The organism is Streptomyces sp. NPDC001816, assembly GCF_042892235.1.
Classification (GTDB): Bacteria; Actinomycetota; Actinomycetes; order Streptomycetales; family Streptomycetaceae; genus Streptomyces.
Window position 1 is genome coordinate 150,434 of the sequence record NZ_JBIATY010000013.1, and the last position, 15,877, is coordinate 166,310.

20 protein-coding genes are annotated in these 15,877 nt (G+C 71.0%); 5 read left to right on the plus strand and 15 right to left on the minus strand.

The window, feature by feature from the left end; genetic code table 11:
* Positions 1–249: 249 nt before the first annotated feature.
* Complete coding sequence (locus tag ACFYZZ_RS36075; RefSeq protein ID WP_389185418.1) at positions 250–1,686, minus strand: hypothetical protein; 1,437 nt, start codon at positions 1,684–1,686, stop codon at positions 250–252.
* Between the two features lie 265 nt (positions 1,687–1,951).
* Here ACFYZZ_RS36075 and ACFYZZ_RS36080 point away from each other — a divergent pair, with 265 nt between their 5' ends.
* Positions 1,952–3,778, plus strand: coding sequence for an endonuclease/exonuclease/phosphatase family protein (locus ACFYZZ_RS36080; RefSeq protein ID WP_389185759.1), 1,827 nt, complete (start codon positions 1,952–1,954; stop codon positions 3,776–3,778).
* A gap of 15 nt (positions 3,779–3,793) precedes the next feature.
* Here the strand turns inward: ACFYZZ_RS36080 and ACFYZZ_RS36085 are convergent, their stop codons facing one another.
* The 5 genes from ACFYZZ_RS36085 to ACFYZZ_RS36105 all read right to left on the minus strand — a co-directional run bounded on the left by ACFYZZ_RS36085 (position 3,794) and on the right by ACFYZZ_RS36105 (position 6,445).
* A complete protein-coding gene (locus tag ACFYZZ_RS36085; protein ID WP_389185421.1) occupies positions 3,794–4,531 on the minus strand; it encodes an SRPBCC domain-containing protein in 738 nt (245 codons plus the stop codon).
* A 17-nt stretch (positions 4,532–4,548) separates the two neighbouring features.
* Positions 4,549–5,157 (minus strand): ArsR/SmtB family transcription factor, encoded by a 609-nt coding sequence (locus ACFYZZ_RS36090; protein WP_389185424.1) that lies wholly within the window; start codon positions 5,155–5,157, stop codon positions 4,549–4,551.
* Between the two features lie 98 nt (positions 5,158–5,255).
* The gene (locus tag ACFYZZ_RS36095; RefSeq protein WP_389185427.1) at positions 5,256–5,549 is read right to left on the minus strand and encodes a DUF3618 domain-containing protein; all 294 of its coding nucleotides are present in this window, start codon (positions 5,547–5,549) and stop codon (positions 5,256–5,258) included.
* 48 nt (positions 5,550–5,597) lie between these two features.
* Complete coding sequence (locus ACFYZZ_RS36100; protein WP_389185430.1) at positions 5,598–6,296, minus strand: hypothetical protein; 699 nt, start codon at positions 6,294–6,296, stop codon at positions 5,598–5,600.
* Positions 6,293–6,445 carry a hypothetical protein gene (locus ACFYZZ_RS36105; protein ID WP_389185779.1) on the minus strand — a complete coding sequence of 51 codons (153 nt, stop codon included), beginning with the start codon at positions 6,443–6,445 and terminating at the stop codon, positions 6,293–6,295. Before ACFYZZ_RS36105 ends, ACFYZZ_RS36100 begins: the two co-directional genes overlap by 4 nt.
* 161 nt (positions 6,446–6,606) lie before the next feature.
* Between ACFYZZ_RS36105 and dapA the strand changes: the two genes are divergently transcribed.
* Positions 6,607–7,503, plus strand: a complete 897-nt coding sequence (gene dapA / locus ACFYZZ_RS36110; protein WP_389185433.1) for a 4-hydroxy-tetrahydrodipicolinate synthase — start codon at positions 6,607–6,609, stop codon at positions 7,501–7,503.
* On the opposite strand, the gene ACFYZZ_RS36115 is transcribed toward dapA, so the two are convergent.
* The gene (locus ACFYZZ_RS36115) at positions 7,490–8,701 is read right to left on the minus strand and encodes a WD40 repeat domain-containing protein (RefSeq protein WP_389185436.1); all 1,212 of its coding nucleotides are present in this window, start codon (positions 8,699–8,701) and stop codon (positions 7,490–7,492) included. The genes dapA and ACFYZZ_RS36115 overlap by 14 nt on opposite strands.
* The gene (locus ACFYZZ_RS36120; protein ID WP_389185439.1) at positions 8,698–9,255 is read right to left on the minus strand and encodes a SigE family RNA polymerase sigma factor; all 558 of its coding nucleotides are present in this window, start codon (positions 9,253–9,255) and stop codon (positions 8,698–8,700) included. Before ACFYZZ_RS36120 ends, ACFYZZ_RS36115 begins: the two co-directional genes overlap by 4 nt.
* A gap of 138 nt (positions 9,256–9,393) precedes the next feature.
* On the opposite strand from ACFYZZ_RS36120, the gene ACFYZZ_RS36125 reads away from it, so the two are divergent.
* Both ACFYZZ_RS36125 and ACFYZZ_RS36130 read left to right on the plus strand, forming a co-directional pair.
* Complete coding sequence (locus ACFYZZ_RS36125; RefSeq protein ID WP_389185442.1) at positions 9,394–9,903, plus strand: hypothetical protein; 510 nt, start codon at positions 9,394–9,396, stop codon at positions 9,901–9,903.
* A 136-nt stretch (positions 9,904–10,039) separates the two neighbouring features.
* Positions 10,040–10,270, plus strand: coding sequence for a response regulator transcription factor (locus ACFYZZ_RS36130; protein ID WP_386574049.1), 231 nt, complete (start codon positions 10,040–10,042; stop codon positions 10,268–10,270).
* Between the two features lie 66 nt (positions 10,271–10,336).
* On the opposite strand, the gene dapD is transcribed toward ACFYZZ_RS36130, so the two are convergent.
* The 5 genes from dapD to ACFYZZ_RS36155 form a co-directional block, all read right to left on the minus strand.
* Positions 10,337–11,323 (minus strand): 2,3,4,5-tetrahydropyridine-2,6-dicarboxylate N-succinyltransferase, encoded by a 987-nt coding sequence (gene dapD / locus ACFYZZ_RS36135; RefSeq protein ID WP_389185445.1) that lies wholly within the window; start codon positions 11,321–11,323, stop codon positions 10,337–10,339.
* A 157-nt stretch (positions 11,324–11,480) separates the two neighbouring features.
* Positions 11,481–12,443, minus strand: a complete 963-nt coding sequence (locus ACFYZZ_RS36140; protein ID WP_389185448.1) for a CU044_5270 family protein — start codon at positions 12,441–12,443, stop codon at positions 11,481–11,483.
* A 2-nt stretch (positions 12,444–12,445) separates the two neighbouring features.
* On the minus strand, positions 12,446–13,051 hold the full coding sequence (locus tag ACFYZZ_RS36145; protein ID WP_389185451.1) for an RNA polymerase sigma factor: 606 nt from the start codon (positions 13,049–13,051) through the stop codon (positions 12,446–12,448).
* A gap of 111 nt (positions 13,052–13,162) precedes the next feature.
* Entirely contained in the window at positions 13,163–13,699 is a 537-nt protein-coding gene (locus ACFYZZ_RS36150; protein WP_389185454.1) for a TetR/AcrR family transcriptional regulator, read from the minus strand.
* Positions 13,699–14,019: a DMT family transporter gene (locus tag ACFYZZ_RS36155; protein WP_389185457.1), complete on the minus strand. Its 321-nt coding sequence runs from the start codon at positions 14,017–14,019 to the stop codon at positions 13,699–13,701. The genes ACFYZZ_RS36150 and ACFYZZ_RS36155 overlap by 1 nt, the downstream gene beginning before the upstream one ends.
* A 186-nt stretch (positions 14,020–14,205) precedes the next feature.
* Between ACFYZZ_RS36155 and ACFYZZ_RS36160 the strand changes: the two genes are divergently transcribed.
* Complete coding sequence (locus tag ACFYZZ_RS36160) at positions 14,206–15,024, plus strand: AbfB domain-containing protein (RefSeq protein ID WP_389185460.1); 819 nt, start codon at positions 14,206–14,208, stop codon at positions 15,022–15,024.
* 55 nt (positions 15,025–15,079) lie between these two features.
* Here ACFYZZ_RS36160 and ACFYZZ_RS36165 read toward each other — a convergent pair whose 3' ends face one another.
* Positions 15,080–15,412 (minus strand): metal-sulfur cluster assembly factor, encoded by a 333-nt coding sequence (locus tag ACFYZZ_RS36165; protein WP_386574054.1) that lies wholly within the window; start codon positions 15,410–15,412, stop codon positions 15,080–15,082.
* On the minus strand, positions 15,409–15,876 hold the full coding sequence (gene sufU / locus ACFYZZ_RS36170; protein WP_386574055.1) for a Fe-S cluster assembly sulfur transfer protein SufU: 468 nt from the start codon (positions 15,874–15,876) through the stop codon (positions 15,409–15,411). Before sufU ends, ACFYZZ_RS36165 begins: the two co-directional genes overlap by 4 nt.
* Between the last annotated feature and the right edge of the window lies 1 nt (position 15,877).

Sequence of the window (15,877 nt, forward strand, 5' to 3'; positions counted from 1 at the left end):
CCCTGTTCCATGAATCCGTATACACAGAGCCATGGCCGCCCAAAACGCCGGCCATGTTCTTCCCGGGCGTCACCAGCTCTTCCCCGGCGTCACCAGCTCTTCCCCGCCGTAACGGCGAAACGGCGAAACGGCGATCGGTCACGCCGTCGCCATCACCGTCGCCATCGCCATCACCGTCACCGTCGCCGTCGCCCCGCCGTCGCCATCGCCATCAGGCCGTGCCGAACCGTCCGCGATCGGCGGGGCCGCTCAACCCCCTTGCGCCGACCGCGCCTTGAAGGCGGCCTTGCGCGCTTCCTTCGCCACCTTCTTGTCCGGGTGCAGCCGTCCCATCGCCTCCAGCACGTCCGCGGTGGCGGGGTGCTCCACCCGCCAGGCCGCCGCGAAGAACCCGCTGTGCTGTTCGGCGAGCCCCTCCACCAGCGCCCGCAGTTCCTCGGAGTTCCCCTCGGCCTGGAGCTGCGCGGCCAGCGTGTCGACGGTCAGCCAGAACACCAGCTCCTGCGAGGGCGCGGGCACGTCGGAGGCGCCGCGCTCGCTCAGCCACACCCGGGCGAGCCCGCCCAGCTCGGGGTCGTCCAGCACCTCCCGCAGCGCGGCCTCGGCCTCCAGGCCGACGAGGGACAGCGCCTGCTGGCAGCGCAGCCTGCGCAGCGGCGCCCCGGCGTCGGCACCCCGCGCCGCGGCCAGCAACTCCCGTGCCGCGGCGAGCGGTTCCCGCCGGGCCACCCACTGCTCGGTCTCAGCTTGGGCGGCGGACTGCCCGAAGCGGGCGGTGCCGTCGAGCAGCACGTCGGCGCCCTTGTCGGCGAGTTCACCGACCGCGGGCGCCTCGAACCCGGCGTCCAGCAGCCGCGCCCGCAGCCCGTAGGCGCCGAGCGGGGTCAGCCGGACCATGCCGTAGCGGGAGACGTCGGTGTCGTCCACCGGCGCCGCGGACTCTTCCGCAGCGCCCTCGATGTCCGCCATCAGCGCCTCGTCCACCGGCTGGTACTCCACCAGACCGACCGGCTCCAGCATCCGGAACTGGTCGTCGAGGCGCATCATCGCGTCGGAGACCTGTTCCAGGACGTCGTTGGTGGGCTCGCCCATGTCGCTGGGGAGGATCATCGAGGCGGCGAGGGCGGGCAGCGGCACCGGAGCGTCGCCGGAGCCGTCCTCACTGACGGTCAGCAGGTAGAGGTTGCCGAGGACGCCGTCGAGGAACTCCGCCTCGGCCTCCGGGTCCCAGTCGAGTGACGAGAAATCGACCTCGCCGCCCTCGTCCATCGCGTCGACCAGATCGTCCAGGTCGGGCACGCTCGCGTCCGCGACGACGGTCTCCAGGGCGGAGAGCCAGACGGTGAGCACGTCCTGCGGGGAGCCGCCGGTGAGCAGCGCCAGCTCCTCCCCGGCCGCCACGGTCCCGGCTTCCTCGTCGGTGATCTCGACCAGTGCGGCGTCCACGGCCACCCGCCAGGCCTCGCTCGCGTACGCGGCGGCGTCCTCCCCGCTCAGTCCGAGCAGTTCGGCGGCGGCCGGAAGCTGTTCCTCCACCAGTCCGCCGCCGGCGTCCACCCGGGTGTCGGGTCCGGCCCAGCGGGCGAGGCGGGCGGCGCGGGAGAGCAACGGCGTGGACAGCGCGGCGCGCGCCAGCTCCGCTTCGGGATGCAGCCGTACGGGCGGCAGGGGGGAGCTGTCTGACATCGGCTGGTTCTCCTCGGGCCGTGAAAGGACTCGACCGCTCAGCCTAGACGGATTTCCACCCATGCCGCCCGGTTCATGTCTCCGTCAGATCTCGTACATGGCCGAAACCTTGACAACTCCCGGGCGCAGGCAGGAGATTGACGCGCGTAGAAGTTGGGGGGACAACTGTTCACTCGGCTCTACGCGTGTCACACAGGGCTACATGCCCGCACGCTTCCGTCACCACCTCGTCCCGGCGCTCATGTACGCCCCCGGAGGGATTCCCTTGCCGAGCAGGTCTTCCGCGCGCCTCGCCGCGCTCACCGTCGCCGCCGTCTGTTCCGCCGCGTCGGCCGTCGTCCTCACCTCGCCCGCGCACGCCGACTCGGTGCGCATCCACGACGTCCAGGGCACGACCCGGATATCGCCGTTCGCGGGCCAGAAGGTCACGGACGTGCCCGGCATCGTCACGGCCACCCGCGCCTATGGCTCCTCCAAGGGTTTCTGGATCCAGGACCCGACCCCGGACGACAACCCGGCCACCAGTGAGGGCGTGTTCGTCTTCACCAGCTCCGCGCCGAAGGTCGCCGTCGGCGACTCGGTCACGGTGACCGGCACGGTCTCCGAGTACGTCCCGGGCGGTGCCTCCTCCGGCAACCAGTCGCTGACGGAGATCACCAAGCCGACGATCACCACCGTCTCCACGGGCAACGCGGTCCCGGCGCCGGTCGTGGTCGACGAGGACTCGGTGCCGGACGCGTATGCCCCGCAGGGCGACACCGCCGCCGCGGGGTCGATCAACGGTCTGGCCCTGGACCCGTCGGCGTACGCCCTGGACTACTACGAGTCCCTGGAGGGCATGAACCTCCAGGTCGAGGACGCCCGTGTGGTCACCGCGACCGACCCGTACAGCGAGCTGTGGGTCACGGTGAAGCCGTGGGAGCACCGCAACCGCCGCGGCGGCACGGTCTACGGCTCCTACGCGTCCCAGAACACCGGCCGGCTGCAGATCCAGTCGCTGGGCTCGACCGCCGACTTCCCGAAGGCGAACGTCGGCGACACCCTGGAGGGCACCACCACGGGCCCGCTGGACTTCAACCAGTTCGGCGGCTACACCCTGGTCGCGAGCAAGCTCGGCACGCTGGAGAGCGGCGGCCTGGAGCGCGAGACCACGCAGAAGCAGTCGAGCCGCGAGCTGGCGGTGGCGACCTACAACGTCGAGAACCTCGACCCGTCGGACGCCACCTTCGACAAGCACGCCGCCGCGATCGTGAACAACCTGCAGTCGCCGGACATCGTGTCCCTGGAGGAGATCCAGGACAACAACGGCGCCAAGGACGACGGCACGGTCGACGCGAGCGAGACCGTGAACAAGCTGATCGACGCGATCGTCGCGGCGGGCGGCCCGAAGTACGACTGGCGCTCGATCAACCCGGTCAGCGACCAGGACGGCGGCCAGCCGGGCGGCAACATCCGCCAGGTGTTCCTGTTCAACCCGGAGCGCGTGTCCTTCGTGGACCGCGCGGGCGGCGACTCCACCACCGCCGTCGGCGTCACCAAGGTGAACGGCAAGGCGCAGCTGACCCTCTCCCCGGGCCGGATCGACCCGGCCAACGCGGCCTGGAACAGCAGCCGCAAGCCGCTGGCCGGCGAGTTCGTCTTCCGTGGCAAGACCGTGTTCGTGATCGCCAACCACCTCAACTCCAAGGGCGGCGACCAGGGTCTGACCTCGCAGTACCAGCCGCCGGTGCGCAGCTCGGAGATCCAGCGCCACGCGCAGGCGACCGAGGTGAACACCTTCGTCAAGGACATCCTGTCCGTGCAGAAGAACGCGAACGTCATCGCGCTCGGCGACATGAACGACTTCGAGTTCTCCGAGACCGCGAAGATCCTCGAGGGCGACGGCGAGCTGTGGTCGGCGATCAAGTCGCTGCCGAAGAGCGAGCGTTACACCTACGACTACCAGGGCAACCAGCAGGTCCTGGACCAGATCCTGGTGAGCCCCTCGATCCGGCGCGGCTGCGACTTCGAGTACGACTCCGTGCACGTCAACTCGGAGTTCAACGACCAGATCTCCGACCACGACCCGCAGGTGCTGCGGTTCCGCCCGTAACCCGGTCCGGGGACCTCAGGACTGGCCGAACACGCCGTTCAGCCAGTCCTGCCAGGCGGTCTCGTTCGCCTGGGCGTCGGCGTCCGGCGCGAAGTCGTGGACGCTGATGCCGAGCGGCGCGCCCCAGTGACCGCGCCCGAAGAAGCGGATGAGGGCGTTGTCGGTGCGCAGCCCGATGAAGTACGGGTTGCGGTAGTCGAGTACGGCGTCCAGGGTCTGCCCGCCGGGCCCCTGGACGCCGACCTTCGTGCCCGCGGAGGTGTCGTCCGCCAGGCCGAGCGCGTGGCCGACGGCGGCGAGCGCCCGCGGGGACTGTGAGGCCGCGGGCCCCTCCAGCTGGGCGAAGGTGACCGGGCGGGGCGCGAAGTGCGTGAGGTACTCGCACAGGGTGTGCAGGTAGAAGTTGGTGTGCTTGCTCGCGCCGTCGTACTGGTTGTTCCAGTCGTCGGTGAAGATGCCGCTGTGCACATAGCGCACCCAGGCGCGGCGGCCCTCGTCGCGGGGCTCGATCGTGTAGTCGAGCTGGTTGACCGACTGGACCGGGAAGCCGACGTCCTCACTGCGGTTCGTGTAGCGGTGGGGCGGATCCCAGGCGGTGACGGTGGACCCAAAGGGCCCGCTGCCGCCCACCCGGGGCTCGGGCGGGTCCATCGGCCAGAGGTAGCCGCCGGTTCCGGTGGTGACCGCCTCCCACACCTTCTCGGGCGGGACGTCGACCTCGAACTCGCGGACGATCTCGAATTCCTTGGACATGATGGGGCTCCTGCTGCTTACCGGTCCGGTTCGGGGGTGGGCTGGTCCTTGACCGTGGGGTGGAGCGCGACGACGATCCGGTGGTCGCGGCCGCCCTCGGCGTCGGGGGCGTCGTACTTGCGGATCAGGGCGCTCACGCCCGCCGTCAGCTCCTGCACGAAGGCCGCGCGGTCGGCTGCGGAGGCGAAGCGGACCTCGCCGTCCAGGGCGTAGGTCGCCAGCCGCTTGCGGGCCCTTTCGGCGCCGGTGATCAGCGCGCCGACGTCCCGCACCAGGCGGGCGCCGAGCGCCAGCAGCCAGCGCGCGGAGAGCTGGTCGCGGAAGCGCTCCGGGTCCGGCTGCACGGGGGCGAGCGCGGTGGGCGAGATGACGTACGACGCGGCGGTCGCGCGCATCAGCCGCTCGGTGACGTTGCCCTTGCGGCGCTCCCCGGCCAGCTCGACCAGGCCGTGCCGCTCCAGCGCCTTGAGGTGGTAGTTCACCTTCTGCCGGGGCAGTCCGACCTTGCCGGCCAGCATCGCGGCCGACGCGGGTCCGGCGGCCAGTTCGGCGAGCAGCCGGGCTCGTATCGGGTCGAGCGATACGGCCGCCGCCTCGGGGTCCTCGATCACGGTCACGTCCAGCATGCGTCCACCCTCGCACCGAAAACTTTTTTTGTCCAGGAGGGCAGAGTTTTCGGCGCGAGGGTGTGCGAACCCTTGAGCCGTCGCGAGCCGGGGCGCGGTCAGTGATGCCGTCGGCGCAGCACGCCTGCCGTGGCCAGGGCGGCGGCGCCCGCCGCGCCCGCGATCAGCAGGGGGCGCGGGTGTGCGGCGGCGCTCGTACGCAGCTGGACGGTCATGGCGCCGGCCTTGTCCTTGAGGTCGGCGGCCCTGGTGGACGCCCGGCCCTTCACGTCGGCCCTGTCCTTCCACTGGGCGACACTGTGGCCGAGCCGGCTGCGGGTCTGTTCGAACTGGTGCCGCAGCTCGTCGGGGCCCTTGGCGCCCGAGCCGTGCGGGATCATCCTGTGCTTCATCGGTGTGCCCTTTCCCTGATCACATCCGGGTACCCCCACCGAAGAACGTCAGTCGTGCCCCGCTCCCCCGGCCCCGCGGTCGCCGAGCCGTGCGAGTTGGGTCTGGAACCAGTCGAGCCGGGCCTGCAACAGGGCGGCCTCCGCGACGAGTTCGGGAACGCCCAGCTCGCCGTCGGCCGTCAACCCGGCGTTCGGAGCCGGCTCACCGGCACCGCCCGCCACCACCCGCAGACCCTCCCCGGCCAGCCGGGCGAATCCGGCGAGCGAGACGGACGTACGACCCCGTACACAGCCCGCGCACACGGGGGCGAGACCCCGCCAGCCGGGCCTGCCCCACTCGTCGCCGACGGCGAGCGCGACCGCGGTGGCACCGCAGGCGCAGGGGCCGACGGTCGCCGTGCGCACCCGCTGGCGGGCGTAGCGGAAGCCGCGCTCGAAGCGGATGTAGGCGCCGAGCACGGAGACTTCCAGCAGGACCGCCGCCCGGTGTTCCGCCGCGCACAGCAGGGCCTCGGCGGCCGCGCGGTCGTGCACGCAGTGGAAGCCGCAGTCGCACAGGCGCGCGGGCGCCCGGTGTCTGCGCCCGTAGACGCAGGAGGCGTCGTCGAGCACGCCGTACGGCAGCGCGCTGCCCAGCGACACGCCGGTGAACCCGGCCCGGGTGCCGTCCTGGGACAGCACCGGCCGGGCGATCTTGTATCCGGTCGGCGGCTCCGTCGGGCGTTCGGCCGGGAGCCGCAGCCTCATCGGGCCGCCGGTACCTCTTCGCGGGCCGGCTCGGCCGGTGCGCTGAGGGTGGTTTCCTCGGGGAGCTGGGGCTCCTCCTCGTGGACGAGCGGCCGCTCTTCGGCGACCCCGGTGGCCAGTGCCTTGCCGAGCTTCATGGTGCCTCCCATGACCGACATCGATGACCGTCCCGGCCCATGGTGACGCATGAAGGACCGAATTGCCCATAGGGCCTTCGACCACCCACCCTCTCAATCCATCAGCAACACTTAGCAATACTTCTAAGAAAAATTAAGTAGAGCTTCACCGTCGCCCTGCCGAGACTACTCCCATGACGAATCGACGCCGGCCCTTCGGCCGCACACTCTGCGCGATGATCACCCCGTTCACCGAGGCGGGCACGCTCGACGTGGAGGGGGCGCGGCGGCTGGCCGGCCGACTGGTGGCCGAGGGCTGCGACGGCCTGGTGCTGAACGGCACCACGGGCGAGTCGCCGACCACCACGGACGCGGAGAAGGCGGAGCTGATCGCGGCCGTGCGGGAGACGGTCGGCGACGGGATCGCGCTGGTCGCCGGCGTCGGCACCGCCGACACCCGACACACGATCGAGCTGGCCCTCGGCGCCGAGAAGGCGGGCGCGGACGGCGTGCTGGTGGTGACGCCGTACTACAGCCGGCCGCCGCAGGAGTCGCTGGAGGCGCACTTCCGCCAGGTCGCCGACGCGAGCGGGCTGCCGGTGATGCTCTACGACATCCCGGGCCGCACGGGCACCCGGATCGAGCCGGAGACGATGATCCGCCTCGCCGCGCACCCGCGGATCGTGGCGGTCAAGGACTGCTCCTACGACTTCCTCGGCACCCAGAAGGTGCTGGCGCACACGGAGTTGGCGTACTACGCGGGCTGCGACGAGCATGTCCTCGCGCTGTACGCGGTGGGTGCGGCGGGCTGCGTGAGCACGGTCGCCAACGCCGTACCGGGCCATGTCTCAGCCATCCTGGACGCGTTCGACGCGGGCGACACGGCCCGCGCGACCGAACTCCAGCTGCGGGCCACGCCGTTGATCGAGGCGATGATGGGCGCGGGCCTGCCCGGCACGGTCACCGCCAAGGCGCTCCTCGGTGCACTCGGCCTGCCCGCGGGCCCGGTGCGGGCACCACTGCTGCCCGCCGGCCGGGAGACGGCCGACGGGCTGCTGGCGCGGTACGAGGAGCTGGTCAGCGAGTCGTGAACAGCGGTTCCCAGCGGCCGCTGCCCTCGAACTTCGGCGAGCGGAAGCCGCTGAGCGGCTGCACCTTGTCGCTGCCCACGGCGACGAGGACCAGCCGCTGATGGAACTCGTTGCCGTCGCCGCCGATGCCCCAGGCGATCAGCCGCTTGCCGTCGGCCCAGGCCAGCAGCTGCTGACCGGGAACCTTGGTGATCATCCTGCCGGTGACGGGGTCGATGATGGCGGAGGCGATCTCGTTGCCCTGCCCGGCGAAGTCACCCGCCGCGTACTTCCCGTCGGGCGAGAGGCCGGCCTCGACGTACGGCATCACGTACTTCTCCACAGCGGGCGTCCGCACGTCCGTGCCGTCCAGGGCGTGGTACTTGCGGTACGGCTTCTCGGTCAGGGATTCCCAGAGGTACTTCCCGTCGTGACTGAACTCCAGATCCGCGCGTGCGTTGCCGCCCATCCCATATTTGTCCTTCCTGAAGGGCAGCTTGTGCCACTGCCCCGTGCCCGAGGCGACGTCGATCAGGGTGAACCCGGTCCGGCTGGGCACCCGCTGCGGCTCCATCGTGTCGTTGACCATGACCTTGGCGCTCCAGAAGGCGCGGTCGGGGTTCTTGGCGTAGGTGGTGACGGCCAGCTTGGTCCCGTCCGGCGAGAAGGCGGCTCCGCCGGCGCCCTGCGGCACCGGGATCCACCGCTTGACCTCGCCGCTGGCCAGGTCGAGCAGTCCCACCCGGGCGGCGGGCAGCTCGCGCTCCAGCACGGCGGCCGTGCGCGCGCCCGGCGCGACGGTCACGAAGGACCAGCGGTCGTCCTTCTTGTAGGTGCCGCTCCCGGGATCCAGCAGCCGGTAGTGCTGGGCGTAGAGCCAGTCCTTGTTCGGCAGCTTCACGGTCTTCGTCGTGCTGTACCCGGCCATGACGGCGTCGCCGGCGCCGATCAGCTCGCGCGGCGGCGACTGGTCGGGGTGGGCCACGACCCGGCCGTCGGAGACGGCCGCGGGCCGTACGTCCCGGCCGCCGCCGTCGAGCAGCGGCACGCCCACGGCGACGGCGACCACGGCCGCGGCGGACGCGGCGACCACGGCGATCCGACGGGTACGGCGCCTGCGGCGCAGCACGAACACCCGGTCGGCGAGGTTCGCGGACGCGGGCTGCGTGTGTCCCGCCATCTCCTTCAGGGAGTCGCGCACCAGTTCCTCGACGTTCACGGACGCACCTCCACGGGCGAGAAGTCACGGGGCGGCCGCTGGTCGCTGCCGTCCGGGCCGAGCGCGGCCAGCTCGGGCGCGAGGGTGCGCAGCCGGGCCAGGGAGCGGTGGGTGGTGGACCGTACGGTGCCGACGGAGCAGCCGAGCAGCCGGGCCACGTCGGCCTCGGGCAGGTCCTCGAAGTAACGCAGCACCAGCACGGTGCGCTGGCGCGCGGTGAGCCGGGACAGGGCGGTGCGCAGCACGAGCCGCAGCTCGGCGGTGCCGGACGCGTCCGGGGCCGCGGCGGCCTCCGGCAGCTCGGCGACCGTGACCTCACGGCGCCGCCACTTCAGCCGCCAGCGGCTGACCTGCTGCCGGTAGAGGATCCGCCGGACGTAGGCCTCCGGTTCGTCGATCCGCTGCCATCGCCCGGCCGCCTTGACCAGCGCGTTCTGCAGCAGATCCTCGGCCGCGTGCTGGTCCCCGCCACTCAGCAGGACGGCCGTCTTCAGCAGCGCCGAGGACCTGCCGGCCACGAACTGTCGAAAACTCTCCTGCGCTTGGGCATCCATCGTCACCTTCTCTTCCGCCGGGCCGACCTGCTGTCCGGGCCCTGTACCCCATGTGACGTGCGGGGCGACCCGCCGCTATGCCTGCCCGCCACAGAAAATTCAGAAGATCACCCGGCCCCGCCGCCGTACGGTGCTCCCATGACCCGCCCCCTGCTGTTCCTGGACGTCGACGGCCCCCTCAACCCGTACGCGGCCAAGCCGGAACGCCGCCCCGAGGGTTACACGACGATCAGGGCGTCCCTGCGCCCGGGCCGCCCCCTGCGGGTCTGGCTCAACCCGTCCCACGGCCCGGCACTGCTGTCGCTCGGCTACGACCTGTGCTGGGCGACGACCTGGATGGCGGAGGCCAACCGCTGGATCGCGCCGGTCGTCGGCCTGCCCGAGCTGCCGTACGTCGACTTCGGCGCGGACCTGTTCGCCGAGCGGCCGGACGGGGTCCACTGGAAGATGTCGGCGATCGTGGCGTACGCGGCGGGGCGGCCCTTCGTCTGGGTGGACGACGAGCAGAGTCCGGCGGACACCGCCTACGCGGCGGCACACCACCCCGGGCCTGCGCTGTTGCACCACGTCAATCCGCGGCTCGGACTGCGTGAGGAGGACTTCACGGTGCTGGCAAACGCTCTGGGCGGGCTCGTGACACGGCTGTGACAGTCGGCGGACACGGCCATGACGTCACCATCCCAAACTCGAAGAAAGAGGGCGAAAAGCCGAGATTCGGACATTTGCCCACCGCTTCCGAGGATGCGAGCAGCGACGACCGAGTCGACCCGCCGAAGGAAATCCCATGAGCCTCACTCTCACCACCACCATCGCCGAAGCCCCCGCCCCCGAGCTGGCTCCGCGTGAGCGGGAGACCCTGCGGCACATCGCGGCCGGCCGCACCTATCTGCAGACCGCCCGCCACATGGGACTCTCCAAGCACACGGTCGACGCCTACCTGCGCCGCATCCGGGCCAAGCTCAACATCAACAGCACGGCCGAGCTGACCCGGCTGGCCATCTCCCTGGGCCTGTGACGGACACGTACGAACAGCAACGGCGGCCGCAGATGCGGCCGCCGTTGATCGTCTGTGTCGTCTGCGTCAGTTGTGGCTGTGCAGGATGTCGTTCAGACCGCCCCACACCGCGTTGTTCGGACGGGCCTCGACGACGCCGGTGACCGAGTTGCGGCGGAAGAGGATGTTGGAGGCGCCGTTCAGCTCACGGGCCTTGACGATCTGGCCGTCGGGCATCGTCACCCGGGTACCCGCGGTGATGTACAGGCCGGCCTCGATCACGCACTCGTCGCCGAGCGCGATGCCGACACCCGCCTCGGCGCCGATCAGGCAGCGCTCGCCGATGGAGATGATCACGCTGCCGCCACCGGACAGCGTGCCCATGGTGGAGGCGCCGCCGCCGATGTCCGAGCCGTTGCCGACCACGACACCCGCGGAGATACGGCCCTCGACCATGGAGGTGCCGAGCGTGCCGGCGTTGAAGTTCACGAAGCCCTCGTGCATGACCGTGGTGCCCTCGGCGAGGTGCGCGCCGAGGCGGACCCGGTCGGCGTCGGCGATGCGGACACCCTTCGGGGCGACGTAGTCCGTCATGCGCGGGAACTTGTCGATCGAGGTGACCTGGAGGTGCAGGCCCTCGGCGCGGGCGTTCAGCCGCACCTTCTCGACGTCGTCCACGGCGACCGGGCCGAGCGAGGTCCAGGCGACGTTGGCGAGGTGCCCGAAGATGCCCTCCAGGTTCTGGCCGTGCGGCTTGACCAGCCGGTGCGAGAGCAGGTGCAGGCGCAGGTAGACGTCGTGTGCGTCGAGCGGCTTGTCGTCGAGGGAGGCGATGACCGTACGGACCGCGACCACCTCGACGCCCCGGCGGGCGTCCGGGCCGATCGCCGCGGTGGCGCCGCTGCCGAGCAGCTCGGCGGCCTGCTCGGCGGAGAGCCGCTCGGTGCCGGCCGGGCCGGGCTCCGCCACGAGCCGGGGAGCCGGGAACCAGGTGTCGAGAACGGTGCCGTCGGAGGCGAGGGTGGCGAGGCCGGCGGCGACGGCGCCGGTGGTACGGGAAGCAGTGTCGGTCATGTAGGAAACCTAACGTGGGGGAGGTCGTGCGGGCGAACCCGCACGGGGGCCGTCTCAGGTGCCGGGCGGAATCGTCTCTGCGGTGTCTCTCCCGCCGGGGCGGGACACGGGCGGCCCGCACTCCCCTGTGGTGCGGGCCGCCCGGGATCGCAGGTGGTCAGCCGCGGTCGCCCGCCCGGTCCACCACAGCCGTCGTGACGACCGAATTGCCGCCGCGGACCTTGCCGCCGTCGACCAGCCGCATGCCGACGATCCGGTAGGTCTTCGGGTCGATCAGCCACTGGTCATGCATCGACTCACCGGTCTTGGGGTTCTCCTCGCGGCCGTAGTCCAGGGCGATCGCCCGGCCTCCGGCTGCGGTCTCGACGAGGTGGCCGGTGACCTTCCCGCCCGGCAGGAGCGCGAGGGCGCGGTAGAGAGAGGCCAGGCCCTTGGCCGGCATCACGTCGGCCGACAGCAGGACGCTGATCTCGACGTAGTCGTTTTTTGCCTGGGAGACTCCCTTGCTGTCGGCGATGGCGTTCTGCTCACGGAGCGCCTTCAGCGTCCCCTCGCCGTCGGCCGGCAGGGCGACGAGGACCCGGTACATCTCGCGCGGCGAGCGGTCGTCGCCCTCACCGCCGTTCTCCAGGTGCATCTTGGTGATGTCGAGCGGTTCGTCCCCCATCCGGGAGGCGCTGGCGGAGCCGTCGTACCGGATCCAGCTCTCCTGCTCGCCCAGCAGGCTCCGGGACTTGTCCAAAGGCTCCTGCGCCGACTTGGTGTAGATCCACTGCTTCGCCGTCGGAACGGCGCCGTCCGGCTGTGCCTCGACTGCGTCGGCGGCCTGCCGCAGGAACTCGGCGGCGCTCACCCCCTTGAAGCGCACGCCCGGCGTGGCCGCGGGCCGCACCTCGCGTCCCGTGCCCTTCCCGCCCACCAGCAGGGTGGCGGTGACGGCGACGGCGGTCACCGCGGCCACGACCGCGACGATCACGAACTCCCGCCGTCGCCACAACGCGCGGCGCAGCTCCCCGGCCCGCGCGGCCTCGGTGAGCCGCGCCCGTCCCGGCGCGAGCCGGGCCCGGTCGGGCACCGGTGCGTGGGCGCGCAGCTCGCGCACCTCGGTCATCTCGTCCATCGCTACGCCACCTCCGCCGCGTCGGTCACGAATGCGGGATCGGCGCCGAGCGCCGTACGTACCTTGCGTCGCGCCCGGTTGAGCCGCGAGCGAACCGTGCCGACCGGTATGTCCAACGCCTCCGCGACCTCCTGGTAGGTGAGTTCGGCCCAGGCGACGAGCAGCAGGACGTGCCGGTCGGGCGCCGACAGCCCGGCGAGGGCGCCGGCCAGGGGGCCCTGCGCCGCGATCCGGGTGTCGGTGTCCTCGACCCAGGACTCGCCCCAGGACGCGGCGACCGGGTCGTGGCCTGTGCGGGCGAGCGCCCGGAGCGCCCGTACCTCGGCGCGGCGCTGCTTGCCGATGAGGTTTCCGGCGATGCCGTACAGCCAGGGACGCGCGTTGGGACGCGTACGGTCGTAGCGGGACCGGATCCGGAACGCGACCAGGAAGGTGTCGGCGGTGATGTCGTCGGCAGCGGTGTCGCCCAGGCGGCGAGTCGCGTAGCGGTGGATGTCGGGGGCGTAGCGGTCGTAGAGCAGGGCGAACAGCTCCGGCTGTTCCAGCGACTGCGCGACGATATCCGCGTCGTCCTCCGTCCGTACCGTGGACGGCGGTGGTCCGCTCACAAGGCTCCCCTGATTCGTCGGTGAGTGCGTGTCACCTCCTGTTCCCCGATGGGCATCGGAGAGTTCACGGTTTTCCGGAAGTCGTCGCTCGACCGGTGAACACGCGGGTGATCAGGGAATCACCCGCTTCAGCACCTCGCGCGCGTACTCCTCGTCGTACGAACCGCCCGTCAGCAGCACCTGCAGACAGATGCCGTCCATCAGCGCGAGCAGCGCCCGCGCCGTCACCGGATCGGTGCGTGCGGCGAGCCGCGCGGCCGTCTCCTCGGTCCACTGGGCGGCGACGGGGCGCAGGGCGGGGCGCCTGAGGGCCGCGAGATACAGCTCGTACTCCAGCTCGATGCCCGGCCGGTCGCCGCCCAGCCACTCGCCGAGGATCCGGGCGAGGCTCGCCGCGAGATCACCGTCGGTGTCGGCCAGCACCTCGCTGGCGTCGAGCACCTTGGCGAAGCCCTCGTTGGTCTGGCACAGGGCGGCCACGAGGAGGTCGTCCAGGGTGGCGAAGTGGTAGGTCGTGGAGCCGAGCGGCACGTCCGCCTCGGCGGCGACCGTGCGGTGGCTCAGCCCGCCGATGCCCTTCTCCCCCACGACCCGGATCGCCGCGTCGATGATCCGCTGCCGCCGCTCGGGGTCGTAACGGCGGGGCATCAGTGCGCCCCGCCCAGGTTCAGCACCACCACTCCCCCGACGATCAGCAGGATCCCGGCGACCTTGGTCGCGCTCAGCCCCTCCCCGAACAGCATCAGGCCTATGCCGGCGATGGTCGCGGTGCCCACCCCGGACCAGATCGCGTACGCCGTGCCGATCGACACGGTCTTCAGCGTCCGGGCGAGCAGCGCGAAGGAGACGACGTAGCCCAGAGCCGTCACCAGCGAGGGTCCGAGCCTGCTGAAGCCCTCGCTGTACTTCATCGCCGTCGTGGCGGCGACCTCGGCGGCGATGGCGCCGGCGAGCAACAGGTATCCCATGAGGACAAGGGTACCCAGCGTTGTGTACGGGCGTACACAACGAGGAAGTTTCATTTTCATAGAAATCGCTCGCTACACCACCCCACTCCACTAATGTGCAGCCCCTCGGCACCACTTCTGCTTCACGCTTCACTCACGTCACCCACACACCCCGGCCGCCGCCCCCGGGCGGCGGTGGAGAACCGCATGCCTGAAAACACCCCCCACTCCCCGCAACGCCAACCCTGGGAGAACGACTGGAACCCGGACACCTCCCGGGCCCCCGGCACCCGAAGACTCTGGCTGGCAGGCGCACTTGCCGTGGCCACGATCACGGCCTGTGTGACGGCGATAGCCATGACCGGCCAGACCCGCGAGCAGCGGACCGCCCGGCCCACGGCCGGAGCCTCCACGGACAGCGGCCCCGGCCTGCTCTCCTTCGCCTCCCCTTCGGCGAGCACGCCCGCTGCGCCGAAGGGGAGGACGAGCATGGCCTCGGCAGCACCCGCCACGACCGGGTCCCCGACACCCACCCACCCGGCCGGCTCGAAGCCCACCCCGGCCAAGTCCCCGGCGCACCAGGGCAGTTCCCCGAAGCCGACCACCGCCGACCGGCGCTCCGTCCGCTCCCTGAACTATCCCGACCGCTACTGGCACGTCGTCGGCGACTACGTGAAGCTCGACCGGGCCGACTCACCCTCCGCCCGCCGCGCCGCCACCTTCACCCTCGTCAAGGGGCTGTCCGACGCCCGCTGTTACTCCTTCGCCACGACCGACGGCGACTACCTGCGCCACCGCAACTTCCTGCTGCGCGCCGAACAGGACGACGGCTCCCGCCTGTTCGAGCAGGACGCCACGTTCTGCCCCCGCCCGTCCTCCTTCACCGGCGCGACCATGCTGGAGTCGGTCAACTACCCCGGCCGCTTCCTGCGCCACCAGAACTTCCAGCTGAGGCTGGACCCGTACCGGAACACCGACCTGTACCGGGCCGACTCGGCGTTCCTGCTGGTGGACGGGCTCGCCTGAACACACGAAAGCGGCGGCACCTCCCAGGTGCCGCCGCTTCACGTACGCGGATGTCTCAGACGTTGAACCCGAGCGCCCGAAGCTGCTCCCGGCCGTCGTCCGTGATCTTGTCGGGGCCCCACGGGGGCATCCAGACCCAGTTGATGCGCAGCTCGTTCACCAGGCCGTCGGTGGCGGACTTGGCCTGGTCCTCGATGACATCGGTCAGCGGACAGGCCGCCGAGGTCAGGGTCATGTCGATCGTCGCGATGTTCGCTTCGTCGATGTGGATGCCGTAGATCAGGCCGAGGTTGACGACGTCGATGCCCAGCTCGGGGTCGACGACGTCGTACAGGGCCTCGCGGAGCTCCTCCTCCGAGGCCGGCTTTGTCTCCACGGTGTCGCTCATGCCGTCTTCCTTTCGGCGTCGGCCCCGCCCAGGGCCTGGGCCGTCGCGTCCTTCCACGCCATCCAGCTGAGGAGGGCGCACTTGACCCGGGCCGGGTACTTGGAGACACCGGCGAACGCGACCGCGTCCTCCAGCACCTCCTCCATGGCGTCGTCGGGCTCGACCTTGCCCTTGGACTGCATCAGTTCCAGGAAGGTCTCCTGGATCTTCTGCGCGTCGGCCAGTTCCTTGCCGACCAGGAGCTCGTTCAGCACGGAGGCCGAGGCCTGGCTGATGGAGCAGCCCTGGCCCTCGTACGAGACGTCCCTGATCGTCGTTCCGTCGTACTTCACGCGAAGGGTGATCTCGTCGCCGCACGTCGGGTTCACGTGGTGCACCTCGGCGTCGCCATCCCTCAGACCACGCCCGTGCGGGTTCTTGTAGTGGTCCAGGATGACTTCCTGGTACATCGAATCCAGCTTCATG

What these genes read in the sequence shown, in the direction of transcription:
- ACFYZZ_RS36150 (WP_389185454.1), bottom strand. Translation starts at nt 13,699, where the DNA reads ATGCCCCGCCGTTACGACCCCGAGCGGCGGCAGCGGATCATCGACGCG.
- ACFYZZ_RS36075 (WP_389185418.1), bottom strand. Translation starts at nt 1,686, where the DNA reads ATGTCAGACAGCTCCCCCCTGCCGCCCGTACGGCTGCATCCCGAAGCG.
- ACFYZZ_RS36125 (WP_389185442.1), top strand. Translation starts at nt 9,394, where the DNA reads ATGACCCGCCCCCTGCTGTTCCTGGACGTCGACGGCCCCCTCAACCCG.
- ACFYZZ_RS36155 (WP_389185457.1), bottom strand. Translation starts at nt 14,019, where the DNA reads ATGGGATACCTGTTGCTCGCCGGCGCCATCGCCGCCGAGGTCGCCGCC.
- ACFYZZ_RS36095 (WP_389185427.1), bottom strand. Translation starts at nt 5,549, where the DNA reads ATGAAGCACAGGATGATCCCGCACGGCTCGGGCGCCAAGGGCCCCGAC.
- ACFYZZ_RS36130 (WP_386574049.1), top strand. Translation starts at nt 10,040, where the DNA reads ATGAGCCTCACTCTCACCACCACCATCGCCGAAGCCCCCGCCCCCGAG.
- ACFYZZ_RS36105 (WP_389185779.1), bottom strand. Translation starts at nt 6,445, where the DNA reads ATGGGAGGCACCATGAAGCTCGGCAAGGCACTGGCCACCGGGGTCGCC.
- ACFYZZ_RS36085 (WP_389185421.1), bottom strand. Translation starts at nt 4,531, where the DNA reads ATGTCCAAGGAATTCGAGATCGTCCGCGAGTTCGAGGTCGACGTCCCG.
- dapD (WP_389185445.1), bottom strand. Translation starts at nt 11,323, where the DNA reads ATGACCGACACTGCTTCCCGTACCACCGGCGCCGTCGCCGCCGGCCTC.
- ACFYZZ_RS36100 (WP_389185430.1), bottom strand. Translation starts at nt 6,296, where the DNA reads ATGAGGCTGCGGCTCCCGGCCGAACGCCCGACGGAGCCGCCGACCGGA.
- ACFYZZ_RS36140 (WP_389185448.1), bottom strand. Translation starts at nt 12,443, where the DNA reads ATGGACGAGATGACCGAGGTGCGCGAGCTGCGCGCCCACGCACCGGTG.
- ACFYZZ_RS36160 (WP_389185460.1), top strand. Translation starts at nt 14,206, where the DNA reads ATGCCTGAAAACACCCCCCACTCCCCGCAACGCCAACCCTGGGAGAAC.
- ACFYZZ_RS36090 (WP_389185424.1), bottom strand. Translation starts at nt 5,157, where the DNA reads ATGCTGGACGTGACCGTGATCGAGGACCCCGAGGCGGCGGCCGTATCG.
- ACFYZZ_RS36120 (WP_389185439.1), bottom strand. Translation starts at nt 9,255, where the DNA reads ATGGATGCCCAAGCGCAGGAGAGTTTTCGACAGTTCGTGGCCGGCAGG.
- dapA (WP_389185433.1), top strand. Translation starts at nt 6,607, where the DNA reads ATGACGAATCGACGCCGGCCCTTCGGCCGCACACTCTGCGCGATGATC.
- sufU (WP_386574055.1), bottom strand. Translation starts at nt 15,876, where the DNA reads ATGAAGCTGGATTCGATGTACCAGGAAGTCATCCTGGACCACTACAAG.
- ACFYZZ_RS36165 (WP_386574054.1), bottom strand. Translation starts at nt 15,412, where the DNA reads ATGAGCGACACCGTGGAGACAAAGCCGGCCTCGGAGGAGGAGCTCCGC.